This is a genomic window from Neobacillus bataviensis, assembly GCF_019969725.1.
Map to the genome: position 1 here is coordinate 176,642 of NZ_JAHXYW010000006.1, position 26,645 is coordinate 203,286.

26 protein-coding genes and 1 riboswitch are annotated in these 26,645 nt (G+C 39.4%); of the genes, 19 read left to right on the plus strand and 7 right to left on the minus strand.

What is annotated here, in order from left to right:
• The first annotated feature begins 98 nt into the window (after positions 1–98).
• The 6 genes from LC455_RS16835 (at position 99) to LC455_RS16860 (ending at position 3,887) form a co-directional block, all read left to right on the plus strand.
• Entirely contained in the window at positions 99–293 is a 195-nt protein-coding gene (locus LC455_RS16835; RefSeq protein WP_223592485.1) for a DUF2187 family protein, read from the plus strand.
• Positions 294–459: 166 nt separating this feature from the next.
• A complete protein-coding gene (locus LC455_RS16840; RefSeq protein WP_223592486.1) occupies positions 460–645 on the plus strand; it encodes a hypothetical protein in 186 nt (61 codons plus the stop codon).
• Positions 646–796: 151 nt separating this feature from the next.
• Positions 797–1,252, plus strand: coding sequence for a Gmad2 immunoglobulin-like domain-containing protein (locus LC455_RS16845; protein ID WP_223592487.1), 456 nt, complete (start codon positions 797–799; stop codon positions 1,250–1,252).
• Positions 1,253–1,750: 498 nt separating this feature from the next.
• Complete coding sequence (locus LC455_RS16850) at positions 1,751–2,002, plus strand: hypothetical protein (RefSeq protein ID WP_223592488.1); 252 nt, start codon at positions 1,751–1,753, stop codon at positions 2,000–2,002.
• A gap of 228 nt (positions 2,003–2,230) precedes the next feature.
• Positions 2,231–2,446 (plus strand): hypothetical protein, encoded by a 216-nt coding sequence (locus LC455_RS16855; RefSeq protein WP_223592489.1) that lies wholly within the window; start codon positions 2,231–2,233, stop codon positions 2,444–2,446.
• Between the two features lie 331 nt (positions 2,447–2,777).
• A complete protein-coding gene (locus LC455_RS16860) occupies positions 2,778–3,887 on the plus strand; it encodes a lactonase family protein (protein WP_223592490.1) in 1,110 nt (369 codons plus the stop codon).
• A gap of 55 nt (positions 3,888–3,942) precedes the next feature.
• On the opposite strand, the gene LC455_RS16865 is transcribed toward LC455_RS16860, so the two are convergent.
• A complete protein-coding gene (locus LC455_RS16865; protein ID WP_223592491.1) occupies positions 3,943–4,455 on the minus strand; it encodes a GNAT family N-acetyltransferase in 513 nt (170 codons plus the stop codon).
• A gap of 148 nt (positions 4,456–4,603) precedes the next feature.
• Between LC455_RS16865 and LC455_RS16870 the strand changes: the two genes are divergently transcribed.
• From LC455_RS16870 to LC455_RS16900, 7 genes are all read left to right on the plus strand, one after another.
• Positions 4,604–5,545 (plus strand): LysR family transcriptional regulator, encoded by a 942-nt coding sequence (locus LC455_RS16870; RefSeq protein WP_223592492.1) that lies wholly within the window; start codon positions 4,604–4,606, stop codon positions 5,543–5,545.
• The gene (locus LC455_RS16875; RefSeq protein ID WP_223592493.1) at positions 5,546–6,853 is read left to right on the plus strand and encodes a serine hydrolase domain-containing protein; all 1,308 of its coding nucleotides are present in this window, start codon (positions 5,546–5,548) and stop codon (positions 6,851–6,853) included.
• A gap of 368 nt (positions 6,854–7,221) precedes the next feature.
• Positions 7,222–8,253 carry a S66 family peptidase gene (locus tag LC455_RS16880; protein ID WP_223592494.1) on the plus strand — a complete coding sequence of 344 codons (1,032 nt, stop codon included), beginning with the start codon at positions 7,222–7,224 and terminating at the stop codon, positions 8,251–8,253.
• 456 nt (positions 8,254–8,709) lie between these two features.
• Complete coding sequence (gene lsrK / locus LC455_RS16885; RefSeq protein ID WP_223592495.1) at positions 8,710–10,272, plus strand: autoinducer-2 kinase; 1,563 nt, start codon at positions 8,710–8,712, stop codon at positions 10,270–10,272.
• A 19-nt stretch (positions 10,273–10,291) separates the two neighbouring features.
• On the plus strand, positions 10,292–10,660 hold the full coding sequence (locus LC455_RS16890; protein ID WP_223592743.1) for a cupin domain-containing protein: 369 nt from the start codon (positions 10,292–10,294) through the stop codon (positions 10,658–10,660).
• A 3-nt stretch (positions 10,661–10,663) separates the two neighbouring features.
• Complete coding sequence (lsrF, locus tag LC455_RS16895; protein WP_223592496.1) at positions 10,664–11,443, plus strand: 3-hydroxy-5-phosphonooxypentane-2,4-dione thiolase; 780 nt, start codon at positions 10,664–10,666, stop codon at positions 11,441–11,443.
• A 90-nt stretch (positions 11,444–11,533) separates the two neighbouring features.
• Positions 11,534–12,199 (plus strand): AraC family transcriptional regulator, encoded by a 666-nt coding sequence (locus LC455_RS16900; protein ID WP_223592497.1) that lies wholly within the window; start codon positions 11,534–11,536, stop codon positions 12,197–12,199.
• A gap of 381 nt (positions 12,200–12,580) precedes the next feature.
• On the opposite strand, the gene fabF is transcribed toward LC455_RS16900, so the two are convergent.
• The gene (gene fabF, locus LC455_RS16905) at positions 12,581–13,816 is read right to left on the minus strand and encodes a beta-ketoacyl-ACP synthase II (RefSeq protein WP_223592498.1); all 1,236 of its coding nucleotides are present in this window, start codon (positions 13,814–13,816) and stop codon (positions 12,581–12,583) included.
• A gap of 120 nt (positions 13,817–13,936) precedes the next feature.
• Here fabF and LC455_RS16910 point away from each other — a divergent pair, with 120 nt between their 5' ends.
• Positions 13,937–14,779, plus strand: coding sequence for a helix-turn-helix transcriptional regulator (locus tag LC455_RS16910; RefSeq protein ID WP_223592499.1), 843 nt, complete (start codon positions 13,937–13,939; stop codon positions 14,777–14,779).
• 84 nt (positions 14,780–14,863) lie between these two features.
• On the opposite strand, the gene LC455_RS16915 is transcribed toward LC455_RS16910, so the two are convergent.
• The 3 genes from LC455_RS16915 to LC455_RS16925 all read right to left on the minus strand — a co-directional run bounded on the left by LC455_RS16915 (position 14,864) and on the right by LC455_RS16925 (position 17,931).
• Entirely contained in the window at positions 14,864–15,703 is an 840-nt protein-coding gene (locus LC455_RS16915; protein ID WP_223592500.1) for a bifunctional 5,10-methylenetetrahydrofolate dehydrogenase/5,10-methenyltetrahydrofolate cyclohydrolase, read from the minus strand.
• 73 nt (positions 15,704–15,776) lie between these two features.
• Positions 15,777–15,860, minus strand: a riboswitch (ZMP/ZTP riboswitch).
• Positions 15,861–15,927: 67 nt separating this feature from the next.
• Complete coding sequence (locus tag LC455_RS16920) at positions 15,928–16,188, minus strand: aspartyl-phosphate phosphatase Spo0E family protein (RefSeq protein ID WP_223592501.1); 261 nt, start codon at positions 16,186–16,188, stop codon at positions 15,928–15,930.
• 963 nt (positions 16,189–17,151) lie between these two features.
• Positions 17,152–17,931, minus strand: a complete 780-nt coding sequence (locus LC455_RS16925) for a PhzF family phenazine biosynthesis protein (RefSeq protein ID WP_223592502.1) — start codon at positions 17,929–17,931, stop codon at positions 17,152–17,154.
• A 177-nt stretch (positions 17,932–18,108) separates the two neighbouring features.
• On the opposite strand from LC455_RS16925, the gene LC455_RS16930 reads away from it, so the two are divergent.
• From LC455_RS16930 to LC455_RS16940, 3 genes are all read left to right on the plus strand, one after another.
• Positions 18,109–19,008, plus strand: a complete 900-nt coding sequence (locus tag LC455_RS16930) for a DUF6843 domain-containing protein (RefSeq protein ID WP_223592503.1) — start codon at positions 18,109–18,111, stop codon at positions 19,006–19,008.
• Positions 19,009–19,118: 110 nt separating this feature from the next.
• Positions 19,119–19,685, plus strand: a complete 567-nt coding sequence (locus LC455_RS16935; RefSeq protein WP_223592504.1) for a TIGR00730 family Rossman fold protein — start codon at positions 19,119–19,121, stop codon at positions 19,683–19,685.
• A 516-nt stretch (positions 19,686–20,201) separates the two neighbouring features.
• Positions 20,202–20,975 carry an alpha/beta fold hydrolase gene (locus tag LC455_RS16940; RefSeq protein WP_223592505.1) on the plus strand — a complete coding sequence of 258 codons (774 nt, stop codon included), beginning with the start codon at positions 20,202–20,204 and terminating at the stop codon, positions 20,973–20,975.
• Between the two features lie 43 nt (positions 20,976–21,018).
• On the opposite strand, the gene LC455_RS16945 is transcribed toward LC455_RS16940, so the two are convergent.
• Positions 21,019–21,561 (minus strand): undecaprenyl-diphosphatase, encoded by a 543-nt coding sequence (locus LC455_RS16945; protein ID WP_223592506.1) that lies wholly within the window; start codon positions 21,559–21,561, stop codon positions 21,019–21,021.
• 193 nt (positions 21,562–21,754) lie between these two features.
• Positions 21,755–24,340, minus strand: a complete 2,586-nt coding sequence (locus LC455_RS16950) for a penicillin-binding protein 1A (RefSeq protein WP_223592507.1) — start codon at positions 24,338–24,340, stop codon at positions 21,755–21,757.
• 504 nt (positions 24,341–24,844) lie between these two features.
• Here LC455_RS16950 and LC455_RS16955 point away from each other — a divergent pair.
• On the plus strand, positions 24,845–25,789 hold the full coding sequence (locus LC455_RS16955; protein ID WP_223592508.1) for an aldo/keto reductase family protein: 945 nt from the start codon (positions 24,845–24,847) through the stop codon (positions 25,787–25,789).
• A 152-nt stretch (positions 25,790–25,941) separates the two neighbouring features.
• Positions 25,942–26,373 (plus strand): VOC family protein, encoded by a 432-nt coding sequence (locus LC455_RS16960; RefSeq protein ID WP_223592509.1) that lies wholly within the window; start codon positions 25,942–25,944, stop codon positions 26,371–26,373.
• The last annotated feature ends 272 nt before the right edge of the window (positions 26,374–26,645 follow it).

The following is a 26,645-nucleotide window of genomic DNA, read 5'->3' on the forward strand; positions in this document are numbered from 1 at the left end:
ACCTACTTTAATGGAGATTCTCTATACGAGGGTCATAAAAAAATCAACTAACAACAGGCTTTGAAATGAATGATAAAGTTTAAACTGGAGGGAATAGTATGAAATTCAAGGCAAAGAAGATCGCAGAAATAGGGGATCAAATCTTTTTTAAAAATGGAATCATTGGGGTCGTTGAGAAGGTCAATGAAAATTCAGTCATTGTAAATATAATCGAAAATAAGACGGAATTGGAGTTTGCAGGAAATAGAACCGTTATTTCACATAAAAATTACAAAGTAATTGATTGTGCATGAAGCGAAAGGAAATCCTTTATCCTCAATCTTATATGAAACTTTTTTTTTCTCTATTCTATTAAATTCTAAATATGTAAGCGTTTTCTATTGTCTGATGAACAAATAGAAAATAACTTAATGACTTTGGACCTTGGGGGGGAATATAACAATTAGGAGGAAACGACCAATGAAAAATGATCAATCCTATCCACTAAGCGAAAAGAAATTGAAACAATTATCATTAGGGACCGTTACCAAGAAACTATTTGATTTACACGTAAAAGACCCAAAGCGATATAACGCTGAATTCATCTTGAACGAATTATTTATCTATTATAGTAAATTGCAAATGAATATGGAGGAAAAATACTAACGGGTTTATTGAAGGGTATAATCATTACTATCACACGGAGAAACACACGGCATTTCATATAGGAAAATATCGTGTGTTTTTTTGTGGAGAGTAAAACATTATTATACACCTATGATAATGTGAATAAAATTTAATAAAGGGGGGGCAAATAGTGAAAAAAATCGCGTATCTGTTTGCTATATTAACAGCCATTATTGGGTTAACTGCGTGTAACCAACATCAGGACGAAAAGACAAATCAAAATGAAAAGACAAATCAAAATGAAAAGACAAATCAAAATGATCCTAAATCACATGCACCAGAGGATAAGGTTTATGCAAACAAAGTGTTTAAAGATGTAGCCGTAGCTGAATCAGGAGATAACATCATTGTAACAGGGAAGGCTCAAGTCTTTGAAGGCGTGTTTCAATATGCTCTTTATGACGGAGAAAAAGTGCTGCTCGAAAATAAGTACCAAACAGAGGGTGCACCTGCCTGGGGAGAATTTGAAATAACCTTTGCAAAGAAGTTAGTAACTACGAATGATATCAAATTGGAATTATTTGTGTTTTCGGCGAAAGATGGTTCAAAAGTGGATACGTTAGAAATTCCCATTCCAAAACCTTAGTTTTTTGCGGAATTTTATTGGGAACTATCTAAAGGGCAGAACAATTTAAGGTAACCGTATATCGGGCAGCGATACACCCTCGACAAAGAAATGTGATGGAGAAACCGACAATCTTTTCACCGTTTTACATGGAAGAAACCCATAGGAGACAGGCTTTAAGTATTCTTTAATCAAACGTTTGTGTAGTGTAGGAAAAGAAGATAAATTGTAGAATCAAGTAGGTTGGTAAGAATCTAATCATTCCCTGGGGAATATTGTCGTTTTATCTGATATCTTGGAGGAGCCATGTGCGGGAATATTTAATAAAGAAAACTTTCCACTACTGCAGTTTGTTAAGAATATCTTAAGAATAATGAGCTATCTTTAAGACATGCTTTTTCAAGACCCCCTTATATATTATTATTGGACGCCCTCAAGGATTGTTTCGAACAGTCTTGAGGGCAATTTTTCTGTGTTAGAACGCAAACGTATGTTCTATAATAAGGGAGAGGTGATATTATGGAGTTCCTAATGGATGTTAGTTTAATTATCGAAGGCTCAGGTGTTTCTACAGGTGGATATTTTTTTGCAAGAAATAAAAGCGAAATTCCAAAGGTAGCCTATCAATTCATACAAGACAAAAAAAGGGAAAGCGGATGTCGCAAAATGGTCATTAAAAAGGTGATTGTTAACGGATCAGAAGATATCACTCAGGTAGTACAAGAAATAGAAAACCGGCCAATTCCCCCAATGGATGATATCTATTGGTAAAAGCCAATCAATGGCAGGTTAGTCAATAAAAGGCACTGCTATTAGCAAGCTTTTTATTGAGTGATAATAATCCCAGAAGAAAGGTCTTGGGTATTTGACCTAAATTATAATTATTGATCTGACATATGCTGATATAAATAATACTTAGAATACAAGACAAATACCCAAGAACATTTACCCAAAAACACATAAACTCTACTGTACAATTAAATGAGGAGGATGAATGTGATGATTTCAAATAATTATGCCCCAAGGATTGGTGTAGGTGGACCAGGCTTAGGGTTTGGTTTTGCACCAGGAGTTGGATTTGGAGCTCCAGGGCTTAGTTTGGGCTATCCGCAGTACCATCACTACTACCCGTATCACCACCACCACTATTATCCATATCACCACCATCACTACTACCCATATCACCACCATCACCACTATCAATATCCATATTAAGGTTTGCTGATAAAACCGTCCAAAAAATAATGAAAAGAAGTTTTCGGCGAAACAGGCGTGTCTCTAATAGTAGACACGCCTGTTTCTTTTAGAAATGTAGAGGCGAGGGATAATTCATTATTGAACCGAAATTTATACTGCCATATGGATCCAAGGCAGAAATTAATTGTGATAAGGAGACTTTCAAGAATTTAGAAAGTGGAGTGGAATAATTAAAGAATATGGGGACGGTTCTTAGGCTGTTATTGCCAGCAGAACCGTCCCTTTTGAATTTAGGGAATTGAAATGACTTAAGCGCCATATAAAATTATGAAGGGAGGAGAGTCATGGAATGCATATGATGAATAACTATTTTCGTGCTAGGGCGAGTATGGTTTACATGATGACCAATAATGAAGTAATGAATCAAATCATTGCCTTTCGTCGGGACATGAATGGAATGCTCACCTTTATGGGCTCCTACCCAACTTATGGAAGGGGCACAGGTACAAAGGAGGTCTCCACTGCAACAGCAAACGATGGTGTCGATCCCCTTGCGTCACAAGGCTCCTTAACTTTGTCCCGTGATGGACGTTTCCTGCTTGCCGTTAACGCTGGCAGCCATAGTATCAGCAGTTTCATCATACCTGAAAGCGGGGCACCTGTTCTCATTGATGTGAAGCCATCAGGAGGCGCTCAGCCCAATAGTGTAGCTGTGTTTGGTAATCTTCTCTATGTTTCCAATGTAGGGAATCCCACTAATAATTTTGCATCCAATATCACAGGTTTTCATATAGACGCTAACGGACGCCTCACTCCTATTCCTGGATCCACCCATTCACTAAGCACCCCTAATGCTCAGCCGGCGCAGGTTCTCTTCACTCCAGATGGCAGTAAAATCCTTGTTTCCGAGCTTACTTCCAACCGTCTCAGTATTTTCCATGTAAATCAAAATGGTACGGTTACTAGACCAATCGTTAATAATTCTAATGGAATGGGACCACTGGGTGCTTATTTTTTATCCTCTGGAATCCTTTTAGTTACGGAAGCCGTATCAAATGCGCTGTCATCCTATTTATTGAGCCGCGATGGGACCCTTCATGTGATCAGCGGTTCGGTACCGAATGGATATGTGACGGCTTGCTGGGTCGCGACAACGAGAGATGAACGATTTGCTTACACCACCAATACCTTAAGCGGCACCATCTCTACTTATCGAATCGATCCGGGAGGAGCATTGACGGTGGTAAGGCACATTACCAGTACACCGGCTGGCACACCTGCCGGATTTCCAATGGACATTGGAGTGAGTAAAGATGGACGGCATTTTTACACCCTTAACGGAAACCAGGGAACAGTCTCCGCATTTACGATCCAAGATGATGGCGTTCTAGTACCATTGCAGGTTGCTGCTTGGACTAATATTCTTTATTTTGGATCGCAGGGGTTAGCGGTTCTTTAAAGACTATAGGGACGGTTCTCATGGAGCAGACCGAGCACCGTCCCTGTGGCTTTTTTTATTCTTCCGTAGGACTTTTAGGTCCGTTAAGTTCTAATTGATAAAATGCTAGGTCAAGCCATCGATTGAATTTAAAACCTGCCTTTTTTATTGTACCTGAATGAACAAAGCCAAAGTTTTTATGCATGGCAATGCTTTTTTCATTTGCTGCATCAATTCCAGCAATTAAGGTCATATACTCTCGTTCATTGGCAATAGCGATTAATTCTTTCATTAAAGAAGTCGCGATTCCTTTTTTTCTATATTCCTTATTTACATAAATAGAATGTTCAATGGAATATTTATAAGCGGGCCATGCTCTAAAAGGACCGAATGTCGCAAATCCAACCACTTTATGATCTTGTTCGCATACTATTATTGGATAACCTTCAGCCATCTTTTGTTCATACCAAATTTGTCTGCTTTCAAGGGTTTGGGGTTTATAGGAGTATACAGCTGTAGTATTAAGAATGGCATCATTATAGATATCTAAGATGTCCACTAAATCTTTTTGCGTTGCTTCCCTTATCATGTTTTTCTTCCTCTCATAATAAATTTCCTTTTCTCAATTTATTGTAGAATGTTCCATACAAAACGTAAAATTGAACTTTTTAACCTCTTGCTATAGGATAAAGTTATAGCAAAGCATCCAGTATATTCATATAAGGGAAGGTGAGGACATGACGCCCCAACAATTTCGATACATAGTGGAGATTGCCAAGCATAATTCAATTAGTAAAGCTGCTTCTGCACTTTACGTAACGCAGCCGAGTATCAGCAAAGCGGTCCGTGAACTCGAAACAGAGTTAGGGATTACTATTCTCGATCGAACGAATAAAGGCGTCGTCTTCACAAAAGAAGGCACTGAGTTATTATTTTACGCAAAAAAGCTATTAGAACAGATGGAGTCTGTGGTCCATCATTTTAACAAAGAGAAAACAATAAACGTAACAAAGTTTTCTATTTCGTCTCAACATTATGGTTTCGCTATAGAGGCTGTAGCAAATTTAATGGATTATTTTGCTGAGCGGAAATATGAGCTGGCGATTCGAGAGGGTAAGACAACCGATGTGATTGATGACGTCTATGCAAGCAGAAGTATTCTTGGAATCTTATCTCTGAGCGATTTAAACAAGCATTTTTTTGAGCGTTATTTCACCTCAAAATTACTAACCTTTACTCCCCTTGCTACATTGAAACAGCACGTCTTTCTACGAAAAGAGCACCCCCTGGCATATCTCGAATGCATTACCCTGGAGCAGTTAAGGGACTATCCTTATCTGACCTATCAGCAGGACGACATGCTGCTGCACTTTGCCGAAGAAGCCCTGAATGTAGACAATATCGGGAAACTAGTCTATCTCAAGGATCGAGGGGCCATGAATAATCTCCTGTCAAATACAGATAGCTACAATCTGGGAACAGGCTGTATCGTGAATAATTATATGAACCCCAATATTAACTCGATTCCCTTGGAAGGGGGCAATCTAATTCAAGTGGGCTTGGTGAAACGAAACGATGTGTTTTTGCCAGAAGAGGTTCTCGTATATATTGATTTTTTAAAATTAGCTTTGGAAAAATCTATACCAAAAGAGACTTTAATGAATAGAGGTGCAAACTAGATGGATTGGACATTTTTTGAAGAAAAACTCCACGAACGAATGGAAAAAGAACATATTTTAGGAGCTGCCGTTGCTGTAAGCCAAAATGGAAAAGTCATTTATCAAAAAGGCTTTGGTATGAAAGATCTGGGGACAAATGAGCGTGTTACCCCGAATACGATTTTTGGAACAGCCTCTGTAACGAAATCTTTTACTGCCTTAGGGATTATGAAGCTAGAGGAAGAAGGAAAACTATCGGTTGATGACCCAGTCATTGCATACTTGCCTGAATTCTCTATCCCTTCCGTAGACTCGATGGAATCAATTAAAATTCATCATTTATTGACCCATACGACTGGACTAGCGCCGATAAGAAGAAGGGAAGAACTGAATCGGTTCCAAGAACACCTGGCCTATTTAGCTGAGTACCCTCACCCTATTTTGGGCAAGCCGGGTGAATACCTTAGTTATTGTAATGATAGTTTTTTGCTGCTAGGTGCCATAATAGAGCGGGTAACCGGGCGGTTATTTAGGAGATTTATAACGGAAGAGCTGCTGTACCCATTACGGATGAATCGCACGACCTTCAGTCTTGAAGAACTACATAAATTCGAGGATGTATCTACTCCATTTGTCTATTATTCACAGGATGGTAGGTTTGAAAAGCAATCCTGGCCTATTCTAGGAAACTATGAAGCAGGTGGGGGGATTCGTTCTAATGTCCTTGATTTAGTGAAATATGGCGAACTTTATATTCAGCAAGGAGTACTAGATCATAAAATCTTTATTTCTAAGAAACAATTGGAGAAAATGTGGCAGCCAATCTATCCAATTAATCGAAGTTCTTATTATGGGTATGCCTTCGAAGTGACACCTAATTACCACGGATTCACATTGGTAGAGCATAGCGGAGGACAGCCAGGCGTTTCCTCTAATTTTGGTTTTATTCCAGAGCATAACCTTATCGCAGCTGTGTTAACCAATGTATCGGATGTTTCTGCAAAAGACATCTGGCTGGAGGCTGTAAATTATGCTCTAGGAATACCTTTGGAGGAGAAGCGTAATACGGAATTGTCCGTTGACCTTTCAGAAGAACAACTGAAGAAATTTGTTGGAAAGTACCAAAGTGAAGAAGGGGATTGTCTCCGGATTATTATCGAGGATAATACTGTAAAAGCCAAGATTAATGATAAGGAATTTTCGCTGAGGGCAAGTGGGGAAGCAACCCTTGTCATCACTGAAAAAGAAAAGCCGATTCAATTTTATTTTGATTCCAACGGGGAGACTTGGGCAGCTTTTATGGGGTTAAGGATGCTTTTAAAGAAATAAGAGACCAGAGATGCTGACCAGGGAGACGGTTCCCATAGAGCGTTCATGAGGACAATTCCTAGGTAGGAGCGCTGAAAACTGTCTTCATAGAGTGTTCATGAGGACAAAATCAAGACTAGCAAACTGAAACCTGTCTTCATAGAGCGTTCATGAGGACAAAATCAAGACTGGCAAACTGAAACCTGTCTTCATAGAGCATTCATGAGGACAAAACCCAGACTGGCAAACTGAAACCTGTCTTCATAGAGCGTTCATGAGGACAAAACCCAGACTGGCAAACTGAAACCTGTCTTCATGGATTTAGGAACCATGAGAACCGTTCCCGCGGAACTGTGGGGATATCGAATCATACAAGGGTGGGAGTAAAAATGTTAATAAAGCCAAAGAAATTGCAGCCGGGGGATTGTGTTGCAACCGTAAGTCTGTCCTGGGGAGGGGCCGGTGATCCATTACTCAGATGGCGATATGAACAAGGTGTAAAGAGATTAGAAGAAGTATTTGGATTGAAAGTTATCCCAATGCCGAATAGTTTAAAAGGGAGTGACTATCTCTATAAAAATCCACAAGCTCGTGCGGAAGACTTGATGACAGCGTTTAAGGATGAAAATATTAAAGGAATCATTGCCAATATTGGCGGAGAAGATAGTATTCGCCTACTTCCATATATTGATTTTGAAGTTCTGCGTAAAAACCCGAAAATTTTTATGGGTTACTCTGATGTGACCATTTCCCATTTATTTTGCCTTAAAGCAGGAATTTCTTCTTTTTACGGTCCAGCCATTTTAACCGATTTTGCGGAAAATGTTGAGATGGATCCATATACGATTGAAATGGTAAATCGAACGCTTTTTTCAAATGAGATCATTGGCGAAATTCAACTGGCCAATGAATGGACGAGTGAGCGGTTAGAATGGATAGAAGAGAATAAGAACCGCCGCCGGACAATGCGGCAAAATACCGGATACGAGGTACTTCAAGGCTCAGGTGTCGTACAAGGACGTTTGATTGGCGGATGTATGGAAGTGCTGGAGTTTGCGAAAGGAACAGAACTTTGGCCTGATCAGGAATATTGGAACGATAGTATTCTTTTCTTTGAAACATCTGAAGAAAAGCCGGAGCCACATTTAATTAAGTATTGGCTGCGAAATTATGCGGTACAAGGAATTCTACATAAAGCAAATGGCATCATTTTTGGCAAACCGCAAGATGAGAAGTATTACGATGAATATAAAGAAGTCATTCAAAACGTCATGAAGGAATTTCATTTGGAGGATTTGCCGATTCTTTATAACCTGAACTATGGCCATACCGAACCGAAATTTATTTTGCCATATGGGGCAAGGGCAGAAATTAATTGTGAGAAGAAGACCTTCACGATTTTAGAAAGTGGAGTGGAATAGGAAATACAGCTTTCGACATCTTTCATTGCGTTTTGAAAGGAAAAACCCAGTAGTGGAACGTGCTGGAGCCACTTTTAAATAAACGTTTGATTAAATGACAAAAAATTTGCCCTTAAATAAATAAAATCCTTATTTGCTAAGGCTTTACTGCACTTTTAATCAAACGATTGATTAGTTTTAATATTGGAGGATTTTGTTGAGCCATTTCAGTCAGTACGCGTAGATTTCTGGATATGGTACACTTTTGATAAAAATGGGGGTTTGAAGTAGACCCAGACGATTTTAGGAATCCCTATTCGGGGTTCCTATTTTTATAGACCATGTAACGGTTCTAGTGGTATCCTGGCCGGAAATCCATACTAAAAGTTCTGATTATTAAAAATTACGGATATATTTCTGTTATAGACAGATGAAGCTGCAGCTATTTCCTTACTCTGTATGGAGGTGAAAGATATCATGGCGTACATTCTGGCATTTGATGCTGGTACTGGCAGTATTCGCGCTGTTTTGTTTGATCAATTAGGTAATCAAGTTGGGGTTTCACAAATAGAATGGAACCATTTATCAAATGAACAGTATCCAGGATCTATGGACTTTGATTGGGAAACAAACTGGAAGCTGGTCGTTCAGTGTGTAAGGACTGTTATAGAGGAAACAGGAGTAGACGCCAAACAAATTAAAGCGATAAGTGCTACGAGTATGAGGGAAGGAATTATCCTTTATGATAAAACAGGTAAGGAGATTTGGGCTTGTGCAAATGTAGATGCTCGAGCTTCGGATGAGGTAAAGGCGTTAAAGGCATTAGATCCTGAATTAGAATACAAGATTTATCGATTATCAGGCCAAATGTTTGCATTAGGGGCACTACCCAGGCTTTTGTGGATAAAAAATCATTTACCGGAGATTTATGACAATGCCGCTTCCATGACAATGATTAATGATTGGATTCTTTATAAATTGTCAGGGAAACTACAGGTCGATCCTTCAAATGGGTGTACGACAGGGATTTTTGATATTAAAAAAAGGAATTGGGAAAGTGCTGCAGCAGAAATGTGCGGACTAAAAAATAATTTATTCCCGGCGGTTAATGAAGCAGGGACTGTCATCGGTCACGTGACGGATGGGGCAGCAGCGTATACTGGGTTGAATGCAGGAACTCTGGTTATCTGTGGAGGCGGAGATGCTCAAATGGCTTCTGTTGGTGTAGGTGCGGTAAAAGCGGGGCAAGCGGTTGTATCAGGTGGATCATTTTGGCAGCAGGAAGTCAATGTGGAAAAGCCTTTGATTGACAAAAGCGGCCGTATCCGGGTTAACTGCCATGCCGTGCCTGAACTGTGGCAGCTAGAAACCATTGCTTTTTTCCCCGGTCTTGTCATGAGATGGTTCCGTGATGCATTTTGTGATTTGGAAAAAAGCGAAGCAAAAGAGACCGGTCGGGACCCCTATGAAATTTTAGAAGAAAAGGCAAGGAATGTACCAATCGGGGCAAATGGGATTATTCCAATCTTTTCAGACACGATGAATTATCGCTCTTGGCGCCATGCATCCCCATCGTTTGTTAACCTCACTTTAGATCCTCTGAAAACGGGTAAAAAAGAAATGTTTAAATCCATTCAAGAAAATGCGGCGCTTCTTACTCTAGGAAACTTAAAGATTATTGAAGAAGAAACAGGTTATTATCCAACAGAAGTTATTTTTGCAGGCGGAGCCTCGAAAGGAAAGCTTTGGAGTCAAACTCTTGCAGATGTTCTTGGAGTACCAGTAAAAGTCCCTGAAGTGAAAGAAGCAGCAGCATTGGGTACAGCGCTATTTGCAGGTATTGGCGCAGGAATTTATAAGAATATCGAGCAGGCAGTTAACCAAGTTGTAAAGTGGGAGAGGACCCATCTCCCTAACAATGAAAACCATGTCCAATACTTAGAAATCTATGAAAAATGGAGAAATGTCTATCAAGAACAACTTCAGCTTGCTGATCGAGGTTTAACGACTCATATGTGGAAGGCACCTGGACTTGAATAATTTGAAAGTGGGTGAAGGAATGAAGAAAGTTCACGAAAATGACTTCGAATATCGGTTTGGTGACAATGGGCCGAAATATTTAACAAAAGGTCCGAATGTAGATGTTGGTGTGGTGGTATTGAAGCCAGGCCAAGATTTCCAAAACCATTATCATAGTGTTTGCGAAGAAATTTTCTATATCCTCGAAGGGAAGATCGATTTTTATATAAATGGGATTAAAGTTCCTGTCATACCCGGTGATATGATTCAATGCCTCCCAGGCGATGCTCATTACCTTATCAATCAAACTGATCAAACCTTTAAAGCCCTCTTCATTAAATCACCGCATATTTTGGAAAGAGATGTTGTAAACATTAAGAATCCGGAAATCAATGAAAGGAGTGAGTAGATCGTGAGCTGGGGATTTCAAAATCGATTAAATAAAATATTGCCAAATAAGCGGGCAGTCATGCTTGCCATCGATCATGGCTATTTCTTAGGTCCAATAAGGGGTTTAGAAAAGCCTGAGGAAACGGTCAGAGACTTACTTCCCTATACGGATTCCCTCTATTTAACCCGAGGTACACTGGCTGCATGTATTCCCAATCATACGGAAAAACCAATGGTTCTTCGTGTATCTGGCGGTCCTACAACGCTCGGAAAGGATTTAGCGAATGAAACGATCGTTACTTCCATAAAAGAAGCCATTCGCCATAATGTTGTTGGTGTAGGAGTTTCGGTTTTTATCGGATCTGACTATGAAACTCAAACCGTAACAAATCTAGCTCATGTTGTAACGGATGCTCATGATTACGGAATACCGGTACTTGGAATTACTGCAGTCGGAAAAGAGCTTGAGAAACGGGATGCTAGGTTCTTAGCATTGGCTTCAAGAGTTCTTGCAGAAATGGGAACGGATATTGTTAAAACCTATTACTGTGACAACTTTGAACAGGTAACGAGTAAGTGTCCGGTTCCGATTGTTATTGCAGGCGGCCCCAAATTTGATACCATTCGTGAAGCACTTGAAATCACCTATAATGCTATGGCGCAAGGTGCAGCTGGGGTGGATATGGGAAGGAATATTTGGCAATCTAAGCATCCTCTTGCCATGATCCAAGCAATACATTCCATCGTTCATAAAGGATTCACTGTCAAAGAAGCGGTAGATTTATATGAATCCACTTTATAAAGAGACCAAGGGGACGGTTCTCACGGTTTTTTGAACCATGAGAACCGTCCCTGTGGTACCCTTAATTATATGGAACAGGGGGTGTAATCGATGATTCGAAAAAATACATTGCATATTCTTAACGGGCAAGAAATGTATAATTATTTTAAAAAGACACATTTTCTCGAACAGGAGTGGATGATTCCTTTTAATGAAGCTATGTGTTATGGAAACACGTGCGACGATCTATTTTCACAGAAATTTGTCGAAATGCGTGCAAAGGTTCATCAAGTAACGCAGGCACAATATGCTGAAATCACACTTAAACCATTAGATCCTCTTTTTAGGGAAGATTTTACTCGCATTGCCTTATGGTTTGATTTAGACATGTTTTGTCAAATTAATCTCCTCACCATTCTTGCGTGGTTGGACCAAAAAAATCATAAAGGTAGGATTGACCTTCATATAGTCGGAGATAAGTTTGAACCGGTGGATTCCTTCAAATTGAAAGCGAATGGATATTATCAATTTTACAAACAAGTATTAATACATAAAACACTTCCTAAATATATCCATCCAGCTCCCTTAAAGAAGGGAGTTGAACTATATTTGAATTACCTTAATAAAGAAAGTGATCTTCTGTTGTATATTCAAAAGCACCAAAATGTTCCGGAAAAAGAACTTGTACCTACCCTAATAGAAAAATTCAAAGATTATGGGTTAGGAGATACCCAATACTTCGAAATTATTAAGTCACATCGTAAAACAACTTCATAACCTCCTTTTTTTCTGGAAACCACCTAAAGGGTAGAACAATTAAGGTAACGTATATCGAGCTCCGATACACACTCAGCAAACGAATCAAAGCGTTTCATTAATGACGAGCAAATTATAAGAAATAAAATTTAAAGAAAGGTGTAAAATATTCTGAGGAAATAACAGCTTCTTTCGACATTAAATTTTTGTAAAAGTGAATAGGTTGCTTATCTATCAAGCTTTTTAGAAGAATTAATCATACGAATGAGGGCAAAAGGGCGGCAATCAGAACAAAACAGCCAGCATTCTTTAGAATGGGCTGTTTTTTTATTACTTTTTAAATTTAGAATCAGTATTTTTTTTTTGAAATGAATCTTTTTTTGCTGGAGAATTGCCCTAGTTTCATTCGTATCGTTTCAATACAATCGCTGAATTATGTCCGCCAAAGCCAAAGGAATTGGATAAACCGATTGATAACGGAAGCTTTCGTGCTCCTTCTGCCACATAATCCAAATCACATACTGGATCTGCAGTAACTAAATTTATGGTTGGAGGTACAATCCCTTGCTGTAGAGTTTTAACTAGAGCAATGGCCTCCACTCCGCCGGCAGCACCAAGCATATGGCCAGTCATAGATTTATTAGCCGTAACTGGTATTTGATAGGCGTGTTCTCCGAATAAACTTTTTATGGCCATCGTTTCAGAACGATCTCCCACTGGTGTACTTGTCGCATGAGCACTGATCACATCAACATCATCCGTTGAAATGTTTGCTTTTTGCAAAGCATTTCTCATCGCTAAATAGGCGCCTTTTCCTTCAGGGTGTGAAGCGACCATATGATGGGCATCGGAACTGGCTCCATAACCGATGACTTCGCATAAAATCGGTGCATTTCTTTTAACAGCATGTTCTAAAGACTCTAACACTAATATTCCAGCTCCTTCACTCATGACGAAACCATCTCGTTCGGAATCAAACGGGCGGCTTGCGAGTGTTGGCTCCTCATTTCTTGTAGATAATGCTTTGGCATTCCCGAAACTCGCTAAGGATAAAGTGGTGATGGCTGCTTCCGTTCCACCTGCAAAGATAACATCTGCATCACCGTAGCGGATGGTATTGAAGGCTTCGCCAATTGCCGTGTTGCCGATTGAACATGCCGTTACTGGCGATAACGATGGCCCATGTGCTCCAAATTTTATGCTTATTTGTGCAGCCGCTGCATTGGAAATCATCATTGGAACCAGATTAGGACTTACTCTTCTCGGTCCACGTTCGTTTAGGAGGTTCACGTTATCAATAAAGGTGTTGATTCCGCCGATCCCTGATCCTACATACACGCCAAAGCGTTCCCGGTCTAATTTTTCTAGTTGTAGTTGCGAGTTTTCCAGAGCCTCCTCGGCTGCAGCTAAAGCAAACTGTGTAAAACGGTCTAATCCTCTAGCTTCCTTTGTCCCCCAGCGTTCTTCCGGATTAAAGTTACGCACTATACCGGCAATTTTAGTTTTGGAATTGGATACATCAAAAGTATCAATCGTTGATATTCCGGATTTCCCTTTTAGTAAGGAGTCCCAAAACGTGTCCACATCGTTGCCAAGAGGCGAGATGAGCCCCATTCCTGTAATAACCACTCTATTCATCTTCATTCCTCCATTCAGTTCATTTTCTATCATTGTAGCTCATTTTTATCCTATTACAAGTTGTTGTTTATCATAGTATAATTAGTACTACGATAAATCGAACGAAAAGAGGAAGGGAAAATGAAACCTGAAACCAGACTTGAAGCACTTTCAGAATTTTTAAAAGCAAAACGTTCGAAGCTTAATCCACAAATGGTGGGACTGCCAATGGGAACCCGCAGAAGGACACCGGGTCTAAGGAGGGAGGAGGTTGCTCAATTAGCTGGTGTCAGCACCACCTGGTATACCTGGTTAGAACAAGGACGGGATATTAAAGTTTCTACTTCCGTTTTAGACGCTATATCAGATGCACTGAAATTAAGTAATGATGAAAAAAAGTATTTGTATGCTTTAGCTTTGGAGGAAGGGAGTGGGGCCAATCCTGCATTCTCCAATACAGAAGAAATTATCATCAGCCCATCTTTAAAAAGGATTTTACAAGAGCTTCGATATTGTCCCACCATCATTACCGATCGGCGATGCTTTATTGTAGGATGGAATCAGGCAGCAGCCAATGTGTTTTTGGATTTTGAACTGATTCCAATGGAGCAGAGGAATCTCATCCAGTTGTTATTTTCAAGAAAGGAATTTAGAAGTTTAGCCGTTAATTGGGCCCATTTCGTAAAGGGGTTCATCGCCATTTTTCGGACGTATTACGGTCAATATGTGGCAGATCAATGGTACAACCAGTTTATACAGGAGATGGAACAGGTCTATCCGGAGTTTCATCAATTGTGGAATGAAAGTGAAGTGAGTTCAGCACCGGAAATACAAATTGAATTCCGCCATGCGAAGGCAGGAAAAATGATCTTCAATTTAACTTCTTTACAAGTTCAGGGAATTAATGATTTAAGATGCAGTGTCTATACACCGGTTGAAAACACTGAAACAGAAATAAAGTTAAAGCGCCTAATGGAACATTAAAAATCCTGGGGTGGACCATGGGTGGACCATGGGGACGGTTCTCTCGGCTTTTTTGAACCAAGAGAACCGTCCCTGTGGTTTTCTTTAAAAACTGTATTTCTCAGCCGAATCAACAGTGTGTTTCAGCAGCATGGAAATGGTAACAGGGCCTACACCACCGGGCACAGGTGTTATGGCACCTGCAGCTTGATAACAACTCTCATAATCTATATCTCCAATATTTCCTTTGTTATATCCAGCATCTAGGACAACGGAGCCCTCCTTTAGCCAACTTCCTTGAATAAATTGGGGCTTACCAACGGCAGCTACCACAATATCTGCTTGTTTTAAAATATCAGGTAAATTAGACGTTTTTGAATGACATGTTGTAACAGTAGCATTTTCGTTAAGAAGCAACGCAGAAACAGGCTTACCTAGGATTGGGCTTCTGCCAACAACAACGGCATGTTTACCTTCGATTGAAATCTTGTAATATTTTATAATTTCCATAATGGCTGCTGGAGTACATGAAGGATAATTTCCAAATCCTAATGCAGTCTGACCGTACCCAGCACTTGTAACACCATCTACATCTTTGCGAATATCAATTGCTTCGAAAGCCATTCGTTCATCAATTTGCGCTGGAACTGGATGTTGTAAAAGGATACCATGTACAGTTGGATCTTCGTTTAATTCTCTAATTGTTTCTAACAATTCGTTTGTCGTTGTTTCTTCAGGCAAATGTACACGAATAGAATTTATACCTAATTTCTTACAAGCATTCCCCTTCATTCTTACGTATGTTTCTGAGGAAGGATTATTACCAACTAAAATCGTGGCAAGGCATGGTGTGACCCCATTGTTTTTTAATGATTCAATTCGTCCTTTTAATTGATCCTTTATATTTTGAGCTACAACATTTCCATCCAAAATGATTTTCTCCATTTTTTTCGCCTCCAGGAATGATAATAAAAAAGAGATAAGGACAATATCCTTATCTCTAAAAGGATAATATCCTTATCTCTGCCCAGACGACCCGACAATACCAATCACAGCTTCCTTGTGGTCTTTTCCACGGATGTCGTCAGTTACTGTGACTGCTTCATTTATAACAAAAAGATAACATATAAAAGAAAAATGTCAAGAAGACCAAGTGGACGTTGCTGTTTTCAATTAATAAAAAAATATCTGTAATGAATCGATAAAATCCTATGTAGTTGTTGAATAAGAATAGAGGGAAGGTCCACGTAATGATTTATAAATTTAGAATTTTTATCGTCCAATAATAACCTATTATAATCGTTTAGTAGTTTGTCTAGTTCTTGGCTGCAATAGATAGTTTCTTCATCTTGAAGTCCTTTTGTCATTCCTAAATGAATCATTTCGGCCTTTTTCTCATTTATTGCCGCTTCAAAGTGTTCCAGTCTCATTGCAGATATCACCTCGTAAATTTCAGTAAACTTTTAGTAAACCTTTAGCAGACTAATCTTAATTGAGATGAATTATAGCATTCTTTACCGAATATGGAATAGATTCGATAAAACAAGATAAAAGGAGACAAAAATAGACGAAGAGTTTAGGTTTTCGACACGTGCCATGCGTGACATGGGGAAGGTTTTTGTGGGGCGTTATCATGAGGACAATTCCAAGACCGGCAAAACGAAAACTGTCCCCATGGAGCGTTCATGAGGACAACCCCAAGACTAGTAAACTGAGAACTGTCTTCATGGAGCGTTCATGAGGACAACCCCAAGACTAGTAAACCGAGAATTGTCTTCATAGAGCGTTCATGAGGACAAATCCAAGACTGGCAAACCGAGAATTGTCTTCATAGAGTGTTCATGAGGACAAACTGGCAAACCGAGAACTGTCCTCATGGAGCGTTCATGAGGACAACCCCAAGACTAGTAAACCGAGAATTGTCTTCATAGAGCGTTCATGAGGACAACCCCAAGGCTAGTAAACTGAGAACTGTCTTCATGGAGCGTTCATGAGGACAACCCCAAGACTAGTAAACCGAGAATTGTCTTCATAGAGCGTTCATGAGGACAAATCCAAGACTGGCAAACCGAGAATTGTCTTCATAGAGTGTTCATGAGGACAAACTGGCAAACCGAGAACTGTCTTCATGGAGCGTTCATGAGGACAACCCCAAGGCTAGTAAACCGAGAACTGTCCTCATGGAGCGTTCATGAGGACAACCCCAAGGCTAGTAAACCGAGAACTGTCCTCATAGAGCGTTCATGAGGACAACCCCAAGACCGGCAAAACGAAAACTGTCCCCATGGAGCGTTCATGAGGACAAATCCTAGGTAGGAAAACTTAAAACTGACTTCATAGAGTGTTCATGAGGGGAAAACCCAGTCAGGCAGACCGAGAACCGTCCCTCTAGCCTACTCCAGATATAAATCAGCAACCGAATAGAGGGCTGCTTTTCCTGCCATTTTTACACGTGTGTCTTCATACTTACAGTAGAGTGTACCGCCTCTTTTGGATACCTGCTTGGCAGTCATTTCCTTTTTGTCTAGTCTTTTTGCCCAATATGGAAGTAAGCTGCAGTGCAAAGAACCTGTTACGGGATCCTCATTTATTTTTAACTTTGGAAAAAATCCTCTGGAAACAAAATCATATTCAGTTCCTTTAGCGGTGATACAGACACCGAGGCCATCCGGTAATTTTTCCAACTTTGCAAAGTCTGGGTTAGCGTTGATCACGGCTTCTTCCGATTCTAATACCAATACCAGGTCCCTATTGATATAGGCTTCGATTGGTGTGACACCCAAAGCTTCGATGATCTGTTCCGTTACTGGATATTCTTCGGATGGAACTGCGGGAAAATCTAATTCATATAAATCATCGATTCTATTTACAGTTAGCAATCCGCTCATCGTATCAAACTGGACGGAAGCCAGTTCCTTTTCATAATAATTCATAATGACAAAAGCGGTGGCGAGGGTTGCATGACCACAAAGGTTGATTTCTCCCCCTGGAGTAAACCAACGCAGCCGATAATGAGCTCCTTCTCTAAGAGCAAAGGCAGTTTCAGACAAGTTATTTTCGATTGCAATTTTCTGCATCAAGTCGTCGGAAAGCCAATCTTTCATCACACAAACTCCTGCAGGATTGCCTTCAAAAATTTTCTCCGCAAAGGCATCAACTACAAAATATTTCATGAATTCATCCCTCCGTGAGTTCCTTTGGTATTTACAATTGAGATAAGTATAACATTCAAACAGCAAAGGTTTTTATTAACTAGTAGAAGAATACTTGAAATTATATAATTAGATTAATAGAGTTGGATAATTATAGATGCATTTTATATTTAAGTTACACATATAAAGGAGATAAATATGGGGAGAAAGTTAAAATCAGCATTATTCTCAACGCTGATGTTGAGTGGATTCTTTTTTCTGTCAGGAGTCATTGAGGGATCAGTTGGAGGATTTAGTATTGTCGTTTTGTTTTTTGCCGCAGTGGGAAACTTTCTTTATGGCATTCCTGTTTCTTTTTTATCAGATATTCTTACAAGAAAATTAATGAAATTAAGGTTCATAGTGGCAGGATTCATACATATATTATTTGGCTTTTTAACCGCTTTTGTCATTGAAGGGTTGGGTGTATTTGCTGGGATTTGCTCCCTGCTCTTCTTCCTATTTGAAGAACTGCAAAGGAAGAACCGTTCACAACACAAAGTCAAAAGAAAAACAATCTTTATCAACGGGATCATAACAATCAGTTTGTTCTCATTAGGGATATATGGGTTATGGCATTCTATGGGCACAAATTCTGAAAAGGAAACAAATCAAATCTATTTAATTCCTAGTGGTTATGAGGGTTCTATTGTGGTTTACTATGATGTTTCGAAGGAACCCCCTTTAAAGAAAGAAGGCAAATTTTCAGTTATTCCCGTAAAAGTAGAGAAATTAGAAGCCTTAGCGGACACAGATATAGAACAATATGGTATTACATTGACTTCTACACCTATGAATGACGAAGGTGCTACCATTAATGATAAATATTATTACGTAGACGAAACGGGAAAAAGAACGGAAATAGACCAATATTGCACCTCATATGGCAGCAATGGTTCTTTTTCAGCTGATGATGAGAAGGAAATTCAATATAGGACTCTTCAAATCACAAAGACCAATTGTAGTGAGCAGTTTTATCTTAATGGTAAAGACATTTATTATACTCAAATGGATGAGGTACATGATTATTGGAGGAACAAGATATCGGAAGAAAACTAATTTGAACCGCCAAGAAAAACCGTCCCTTTGTTGGCTAATGGTGATTAGCAGTATTAATGAATGGGAAAAATATGAGAAAGCAGACAGTAAAAAAATCTAAGGAGGTAACAGTGAAACGTATAGCGGTTTATTGTGGGTCAAGTTTCGGTGCTTCAGAAGCATATAAAAATGGAGCCGTTCAATTGGGAAAAGAGTTGGCTAAACGGAACATCACGTTGGTTTATGGCGGCTCAAGTAACGGCTTGATGGGTGCAGTGGCGGATGCTGCACTTCAAGAAGGCGGGCATGTAATTGGTGTTATTCCCAGAGTATTGGAAGAACGTGAAATATCTCATAAAGGTTTGACTGAGCTGCATACGGTTGAAACGATGCATGAGAGAAAAGCAAAAATGGCAGAACTGGCAGACGGATTCATTGTGCTGCCTGGAGGGGCCGGAACACTTGAAGAGTTTTTTGAAGTTTTCACTTGGGGTCAGATTGGCTTGCATCAAAAGCCATGCGGCATTCTAAATATTCATCATTATTACGACCCGCTAATCAGTCTGATTGATCATATGATCGAACAGAAATTTTTACAGGAGAAATTCCGTTCTATGGCCATATTCGAAGAACAGCCAGATGTTTTGCTTGATCAGTTTTCCAAATATGTACCGCCCTCGATCAAAACCTTCAAATAGGAGAGAAGTGTTCGTGCACTTCTCTTTTTTTATTCATTATCCATAATACAAAAATAGATAATATTTGAACAATTAAGCCAATAAAAAAAGAGCTAATAAGCTCTTACTTTTGTTCGTATTAGCCCCACCTTCGCTAAATACGGTGATGTTCACATTAACCATCCAACCCAGTATAATTATACATAAAAACGCTTACATATTCAATATCTATTCATAGGCTAATTTTTTCCATATTAAGAGACTATGGGGAAGGTTCTGCTCGCTATTAATGCTAGTAGAACTGTCCCTGTGGACTTTTTTCTCCTTCGTACTGTTTAAGGTGCCTGTAATCGATCGAACTTTTTCGAAGAATGATTTAAAAATGAAGTTTCGATGATGTTAAACTCGAGGGCAACTGAAATGTATAAGAACCTCATCTGGTGTAATGCTAAATAATGTTAAAAAGGTATGTTTTAAAAAATATAGAAATAGGGAATTTGGAAATACAATTAGTGTGTTAGCGAGGAGATCATCGCCATGGCATTGCTGGATTTGGGCGGCATCCGCCTTTTTTATACAGTTAAAGGAGAGGGGACTCCAATTGTTTTCATTCACCCGCCATTACTCACAAGTGCGAATTTCTACTACCAATTAGATGAATTGTCTCAAAAATTTAAAGTCATAACTTTTGATATACGAGGTCATGGAAGAAGTGATTATTCAGTACAAACTATCACGTATCCTCTCATTGTTGATGACATGAGACATTTATTAGATCATTTAGGAATTGATAAAGCTTTCCTATGTGGTTATTCAACCGGGGGCTCAATCGTTTTGGAATTTTTAAAGACTCATTCTGCTCGGGCACTTGGAGGCATTGTTATTAGCGGAATGTCTGAGGTGTGTGATTGGTATCTCGAGAAAAGGATTTCCTTAGCATCTTTGCTATCAAAAGAGGGAACCATTCGTTTATTAAGTCTAGTCATTTCATGGGGCAATTCGAATACAAAAGAAACTTTTATGGGCATGTATAGAGAAGCTCTTAAAGGGGATGCCAGAAATATCGAGCAGTATTACCGTTATAGTTTACAATATAATTGTACCAATCAGTTAGAGACCATTGATCAGCCGGTATTACTTGTTTTCGGCACAAAAGATAAATCCTTTCATAAATATGCCCAGATTTTACACGAAAAATTACCTCATAATCAATTAAAGTTTATTAATGAGAAACATCAAATTCCCACAAAGTCGGCGATAGAACTAAATCAATTGATTGATGATTTTCTGCTTACTACTCAAACCGAGTAAGCAGAAAATTCTTTTATAACAAATAGGGTTTATTTCTTAAGTTTTACCTGTTTTTAGAACCGATCGTACGAGTAGCAAAAGAATTCCAAATAGGCTCAAAAATTTTAACAAATGAAGCTGTTAAACTTCCAAGGAATGCACTTCCTATAATATCAGAGGGATAATGTTGTCCCATCCAAATTCGGGAGAATCCTGACAAGAAGGCTAAAAGCCACATTACCCATCCAATTACCCGGTGATAAAAAAATACGGAAGTAGCTAACGCAAAAGCTAGTGTTGTATGTTTACTTGGAAATGAAGAATTCTTTTTTGACGGAAATGGCGGAATTAAATGTACACTATGTTTTAAAAAAGGCCGTGGTTTAAAGTTAATCTGTTTAATGAAAAAAGTGATAAAATAGGTTAATCCAACCGAAATGCCCACATTTAACATTATGTTTTTCCTGAAATTATTACGAATCCACATGAAAATTAATAAGAGTAAAAACAAGTATCGAGCTTTTTTAGAAATAAATATCATAATGTAATCAATCGGTCGATATTGGCCAGCTAGTTGATTAATGGCTCTAAATATTCTGTTGTTCATAATAAAGTCTCCTTATTAACCATCAAATATATTGATAGTTTCTCCGTCATAAAAGTAAATATGTATCCTCGTCTGAAGGAGAAATTCTGCACATGCAATATCACACAGGCAGCAACTTGGTACAAAAAATAGAACGGGACGGTTCTTGTGGCTGGCACGAACTTTAGCCATAAGAACCGTCCCTGTGGTTGTTCTACTGAACTGTAACGGAAGTACCGGCTGGGGCACTTGTACCTGCAGCATTTGATGCTGTCACAGAAATGATATACGTTTGACCTGGCTCCGGACCGCTTAACGTTGCTTGTGTTTCTGAGGTGGGCGCCAATCTATACGTACTGCCCTTCACCGTAAACGAAACAGTAAATTGGACATTTTGAGTAAGGTCATTATTGTTGGTCCAGGTAATCACGATATTATTAGAGTTTTTATCAAAATAAGCTTGTAAATTGCTTGGACTGATTGGTGCTGCTGCTGCTTTTTCTTCAACGGTTATGGAAACAGAAGCTGGATCACTTTTTATTCCATCAGAGCTGGCAACGATCGTAAATGTATATGGTTTTCCTCTCTCCGGGCTTTGAAGTGCAGCTTGCCTATTACTTGTAGATGTTAATTTTGTTGTATTTCCATCCACTGTATAAGAAACATCAAAGGTTGGTTCTGAACTAGTTTCAGAAGCATAATTCCATGATAATTGAATGCTATCTGAAGCTTCATCATATTTTGCTTGAACATTGGTTGGTTTATTAGTCTTAGGTGGTTGTGGCTTTTCTCCGCCTTTTACATAGTATTCCTTGCCTAATTTTCCAACACTGCTTGGCTGCGTAAATCCTTCCGTGCTGGTGGCTGCTTTAGACATAATCGCTTTAAACGCTATTTTAGAGAAGTTGGCGCTTTTGCTTCCTAAATAGTCATCTGAAGAAGTAGTTTGTGTGTAGCCTGTCCAAATAGCACCTGTGTACTGCGGTGTATATCCTACAAACCAGGCATCTCTTGTCGCATCATTGGGTAAACCATATTTCGTTATTGCAGATTGATCGAAGCTGGTTGTTCCGGTTTTTCCGGCTATATCAAGACGAGGAACATTTGCCATCGTTCCTGTACCTGAATCTACAACTGTACGTAACATATCTGTGATGAGGAAGGCCGTAGAATCTTCCATTACTTTCTTCTTACTTGAAGCTAAACTCATTTCCGTTCCATCTTGATAAATGATTTTGGAAACAGTAAATGGTTTTGCATAGTAACCGCCATTGCCAAATGCGGTATACGCTCCCGTCATATTAAGAGGAGATGCTGCATCAATCGCTCCAATCGCATTCGATTCATTTGCTTTTTGGGCATCTGTAATCGGAAAACCAAGGCTATTGGCAAAATCAGTGGCATAGTCTGCCCCTACTTCCTGATAGGTTTTTAATGCAGGAATATTACGTGACCATTTCAGATGATCCCTAATCGATTTATCTCCTGCATAGGTATGACTTGCATTTCGAATCGGGGCTCCATTTGAATATTGATACTTTTCATCTTTTATTATGTGCCCAGTAGACCATTTGAATTTTTCAATGGCTGGGCCATAGTCAAGAATGGGTTTAATCGTAGAACCAGGATGACGTTTAATCCTTGTTGCATAGTTAAATTTGCCGGTACTATAATTTCTTCCTCCGCCAATGGCTTTAATGGCTCCAGTCTGAGTCTCTGCAATGACCACCGCTGTTTGCAGCTTATCATTTGCTGGAAAGTTGATATAATTATTTGTTGAAAGAACATCTTCCGTTACTTGCTGGATTTTGGGATCAATAGTTGTATAAATTTCCAATCCATCTTCAAAAATATTTGCCCCTGTTTTTTCTTGTACTTCTGTAATGGCCGTATCAACAAAGGCTTGATATTTATTGGGTGGTGCTTGTTGAATATTTAAGGTGCCTTCAATTGGTGTACTTTGTGCTTTCTCCATTTCTGCTTTAGAAATATATCCATGCCTGTTCATATAATAAAGAACCATATTTCTGCGTTTTTTGGCTGCGTCCAGATTACCTTCAACCGTTGGTGTATAGTTATTTGGACTTTGTGGAATCCCGGCAAGGAGTGCAGCTTGTTCCAGTGTTAATTTATTCAACTGGTCAGGACCAAGTCCGAAGAATCTTTCGGCTGCTTTTGCAACGCCATAAACATCATTGCCATATAAGTTTTTGTTAAAATACATCTCCAGAATTTGATCCTTCGAGAACTTTCTTTCTAATTGAAGGGCTAAATACCATTCCTGCACCTTTCTTGTAGGGGTTTTTTCTATGGATAAAAAAGAATTTTTCACAACCTGCTGTGTAATCGTACTGCCACCTTGAGAGGAGCCAGTCGTAATATTCGTCCAAATGGCAACGAGTGTACGTTTTACATCAATTCCATGATGCTGATAAAAACGGGCATCCTCTGTAGCCAAAACAGCATTTTTTAAGACATCAGGTATTTGCTTAATCGTAATTTCATTCCGTTTTTCTTTACCGATTTCGGCAATGACGGTTTTCTCATCACTAGCATAAAACTTGGAAGATAAAGGATCTTTTAATAGCGTTTCGTTAAATTTCGGAGCGTCTTTTATAATCCATGCCAAAGCTCCGGCTCCTGCCAGGAACAAAACTATTCCTAATGTAAGACAAATATATAAGAACTTTTTCCAAAATCCTCTTCTTGGCGTCTTGTTCTTTTCTTGTTTTGAAGAATTTTGTTGCTGTTCTTGTATGCTTTTTCTTCGTTCAGTCCGAGAACTATACTCTTCTGACATGTTCCATTCTCCTGCCTTTCAAAAATGCCATAGAGACGTTACTGTTGGTTTTATATTAATGATTCCCTTTTAGAAAAACTCAATGCTTTATTCCAAAAAAAAAGAGACTCATAACAGCCCCTAATTTATGTCGATAAACTTTTTTAATTCTATTGATTTTCTAAAAGGTATTGCTTAATTTTATGAAACCGTAACCTTTTCCTTATAACTTCACTGTTTTCATCATTGTAGGAGATTCTAGTTTTGTAGTAACTAATAATAATTTGATGCATGAACCACTTTACAGTTTTCATAAACATCACACTCCTTTTTTGAATATTCTAGCGAACATTTATTAAGAACTGATGACAGAAACGTAAAAAATTCAATAAGAGTTAGTTAAAAGGGGCTGACCTCCACTAGGCCTAGAGGAATTTTTTTAAATGTCATACCAAATAATGGACATAAAACCAAATCATATAGTATTTTTATTTTGTGTCACGAAATTTTCTGGGAGGGATGAACATGGAATACCGTCGTTTAGGAAAAACAGGACTAAAAGTGAGTGAAATAAGTTTAGGCAGCTGGCTTACATATGGTGGGTACGTAGAGGAACAAAATGCTGCGGCTTCTATCGATAAGGCCTATGATTTAGGGATAAACTTTTTTGACACTGCCAATGTTTATATGCGCGGCGAGGCAGAAGTTGTAGTCGGAAAAGCACTTAAGAAGTACGTGCGTGATTCCTACGTTTTAGCCACAAAGGTATTCTGGCCAATGGGTGATGGGGCAAACGACCGGGGGTTATCCCGAAAACACGTCATAGAACAATGTCATGCGAGCTTAAAGCGCCTGAACACCGATTATGTAGACATTTATTATTGCCATCGTTTTGACCAGGAAACGCCGCTGGATGAAACATTGCGGGCAATGGATGACCTTGTTCGCCAAGGAAAGGTATTGTATATCGGGGTTAGTGAATGGACAGCTGAACAAATTACAGAAGCGGTTCATCTTGCAGATAAAAAGCTCCTTGACCGAATTGTTGTGAATCAACCGCAATACAGCATGCTTCAACGGTATATTGAAAAGGACGTCATCCCAGTAAGTGAAAAACATGGCATTGGCCAAGTCGTTTGGTCTCCTCTTGCCCAAGGTATTTTAACTGGTAAATATCAGAAGGGTGCTCAGGCTCCTGCAGGAAGCCGTGCATCACAGGAAAAATACAGTAACCTTTTTGGATTACTCACTGATGAGAATCTCGATAAAGTGGAACTATTAAAAGAGGTCGCCAAAGACAATGACATGTCACTTGTCACCCTGGCATTAGCGTGGATTTTACGACAACAAAATGTATCCAGTGCTCTTGTGGGTGCAAGTCGTCCTGAACAACTAGAAGAAAATGTAAAAGCAGCGGGCGTAAAGTTAAATGCTGAAACCCTCGCTCGAATTGAGGATATTTTAAGATAAGGATCTGTGACCATTGGGACGGTTCATGTGGTTTTCGCTAACCGTGAGAACCGTCCTTGTGGTCTTTCCGTGACAAAAAACTGTTTACACAGCTCCTGTTTGGTGAATGCTGATTGGTGATATCAATATTGATCTAAAGGAGCGAATGAATCATGTCAATGAGTTTAAACCCGTATTTGATTTTTGACGGCAACACAAGGGAAGCAGTTCATTTTTACGAGAAAGCAATTGGTGGGCAAGTGATGGGAATAATGACGTTCGGGGATATGCCGGCGGATCCGAATCATCCGTTGACCGAAGACATGAAGAATCGAGTTATGCATGCGCACTTGAAAGTCGGTGACGCAGATCTAATGTTCTCCGATACGTTCGCGGGCATGCCTTATCAGCCTGGTAATTCGATTCAGATTGCCCTCCATCCCAAAGAAGAGGCAAGGGCGAGAGAAATCTTCGCCGCTTTGGAAGATGGGGGACAGGTCGTCGTGCCCCTTCAAAAAACGGATTGGAGCCCCTTGTACGGGAGCGTAAAAGACAAATTCGGCGTAACCTTCCAAGTGAATGTCCCAGGGGAGCAGCAGCAGTAATAGCACACAAACTTCCGCTCCGAAAATAAACAAAGCCTCCTGTACCGAGAATGGACAGGAGGCTTACTTATATGCATTTTAATTAAAGGCTTACTGTTAATTTAGCCTCTTTTAAGGATGAAGGACTATGCCGATCCATAAAAGAGGAGAACGGTCAATAAAAAGGGTTCATAATGCCCCAACTTATTTTGGAAGTGAGAGAAATGTCCTTCATAGGGGAAATGAAGGACAAAGCCGATCCTAAAAAGAGGAGAACGGTCAATAAGAAGGGG

Coding starts and splice junctions, on each gene's coding strand:
- LC455_RS16835 (WP_223592485.1), top strand. CDS start 99: ATGAAATTCAAGGCAAAGAAGATCGCAGAAATAGGGGATCAAATCTTT.
- LC455_RS16840 (WP_223592486.1), top strand. CDS start 460: ATGAAAAATGATCAATCCTATCCACTAAGCGAAAAGAAATTGAAACAA.
- LC455_RS16850 (WP_223592488.1), top strand. CDS start 1,751: ATGGAGTTCCTAATGGATGTTAGTTTAATTATCGAAGGCTCAGGTGTT.
- LC455_RS16855 (WP_223592489.1), top strand. CDS start 2,231: ATGATTTCAAATAATTATGCCCCAAGGATTGGTGTAGGTGGACCAGGC.
- LC455_RS16860 (WP_223592490.1), top strand. CDS start 2,778: ATGCATATGATGAATAACTATTTTCGTGCTAGGGCGAGTATGGTTTAC.
- LC455_RS16865 (WP_223592491.1), bottom strand. CDS start 4,455: ATGATAAGGGAAGCAACGCAAAAAGATTTAGTGGACATCTTAGATATC.
- LC455_RS16870 (WP_223592492.1), top strand. CDS start 4,604: ATGACGCCCCAACAATTTCGATACATAGTGGAGATTGCCAAGCATAAT.
- LC455_RS16875 (WP_223592493.1), top strand. CDS start 5,546: ATGGATTGGACATTTTTTGAAGAAAAACTCCACGAACGAATGGAAAAA.
- LC455_RS16880 (WP_223592494.1), top strand. CDS start 7,222: ATGTTAATAAAGCCAAAGAAATTGCAGCCGGGGGATTGTGTTGCAACC.
- lsrK (WP_223592495.1), top strand. CDS start 8,710: ATGGCGTACATTCTGGCATTTGATGCTGGTACTGGCAGTATTCGCGCT.
- LC455_RS16890 (WP_223592743.1), top strand. CDS start 10,292: ATGAAGAAAGTTCACGAAAATGACTTCGAATATCGGTTTGGTGACAAT.
- LC455_RS16900 (WP_223592497.1), top strand. CDS start 11,534: ATGATTCGAAAAAATACATTGCATATTCTTAACGGGCAAGAAATGTAT.
- fabF (WP_223592498.1), bottom strand. CDS start 13,816: ATGAATAGAGTGGTTATTACAGGAATGGGGCTCATCTCGCCTCTTGGC.
- LC455_RS16910 (WP_223592499.1), top strand. CDS start 13,937: ATGAAACCTGAAACCAGACTTGAAGCACTTTCAGAATTTTTAAAAGCA.
- LC455_RS16915 (WP_223592500.1), bottom strand. CDS start 15,703: ATGGAGAAAATCATTTTGGATGGAAATGTTGTAGCTCAAAATATAAAG.
- LC455_RS16920 (WP_223592501.1), bottom strand. CDS start 16,188: ATGAGACTGGAACACTTTGAAGCGGCAATAAATGAGAAAAAGGCCGAA.
- LC455_RS16925 (WP_223592502.1), bottom strand. CDS start 17,931: ATGAAATATTTTGTAGTTGATGCCTTTGCGGAGAAAATTTTTGAAGGC.
- LC455_RS16930 (WP_223592503.1), top strand. CDS start 18,109: ATGGGGAGAAAGTTAAAATCAGCATTATTCTCAACGCTGATGTTGAGT.
- LC455_RS16940 (WP_223592505.1), top strand. CDS start 20,202: ATGGCATTGCTGGATTTGGGCGGCATCCGCCTTTTTTATACAGTTAAA.
- LC455_RS16945 (WP_223592506.1), bottom strand. CDS start 21,561: ATGAACAACAGAATATTTAGAGCCATTAATCAACTAGCTGGCCAATAT.
- LC455_RS16950 (WP_223592507.1), bottom strand. CDS start 24,340: ATGTCAGAAGAGTATAGTTCTCGGACTGAACGAAGAAAAAGCATACAA.
- LC455_RS16955 (WP_223592508.1), top strand. CDS start 24,845: ATGGAATACCGTCGTTTAGGAAAAACAGGACTAAAAGTGAGTGAAATA.
- LC455_RS16960 (WP_223592509.1), top strand. CDS start 25,942: ATGTCAATGAGTTTAAACCCGTATTTGATTTTTGACGGCAACACAAGG.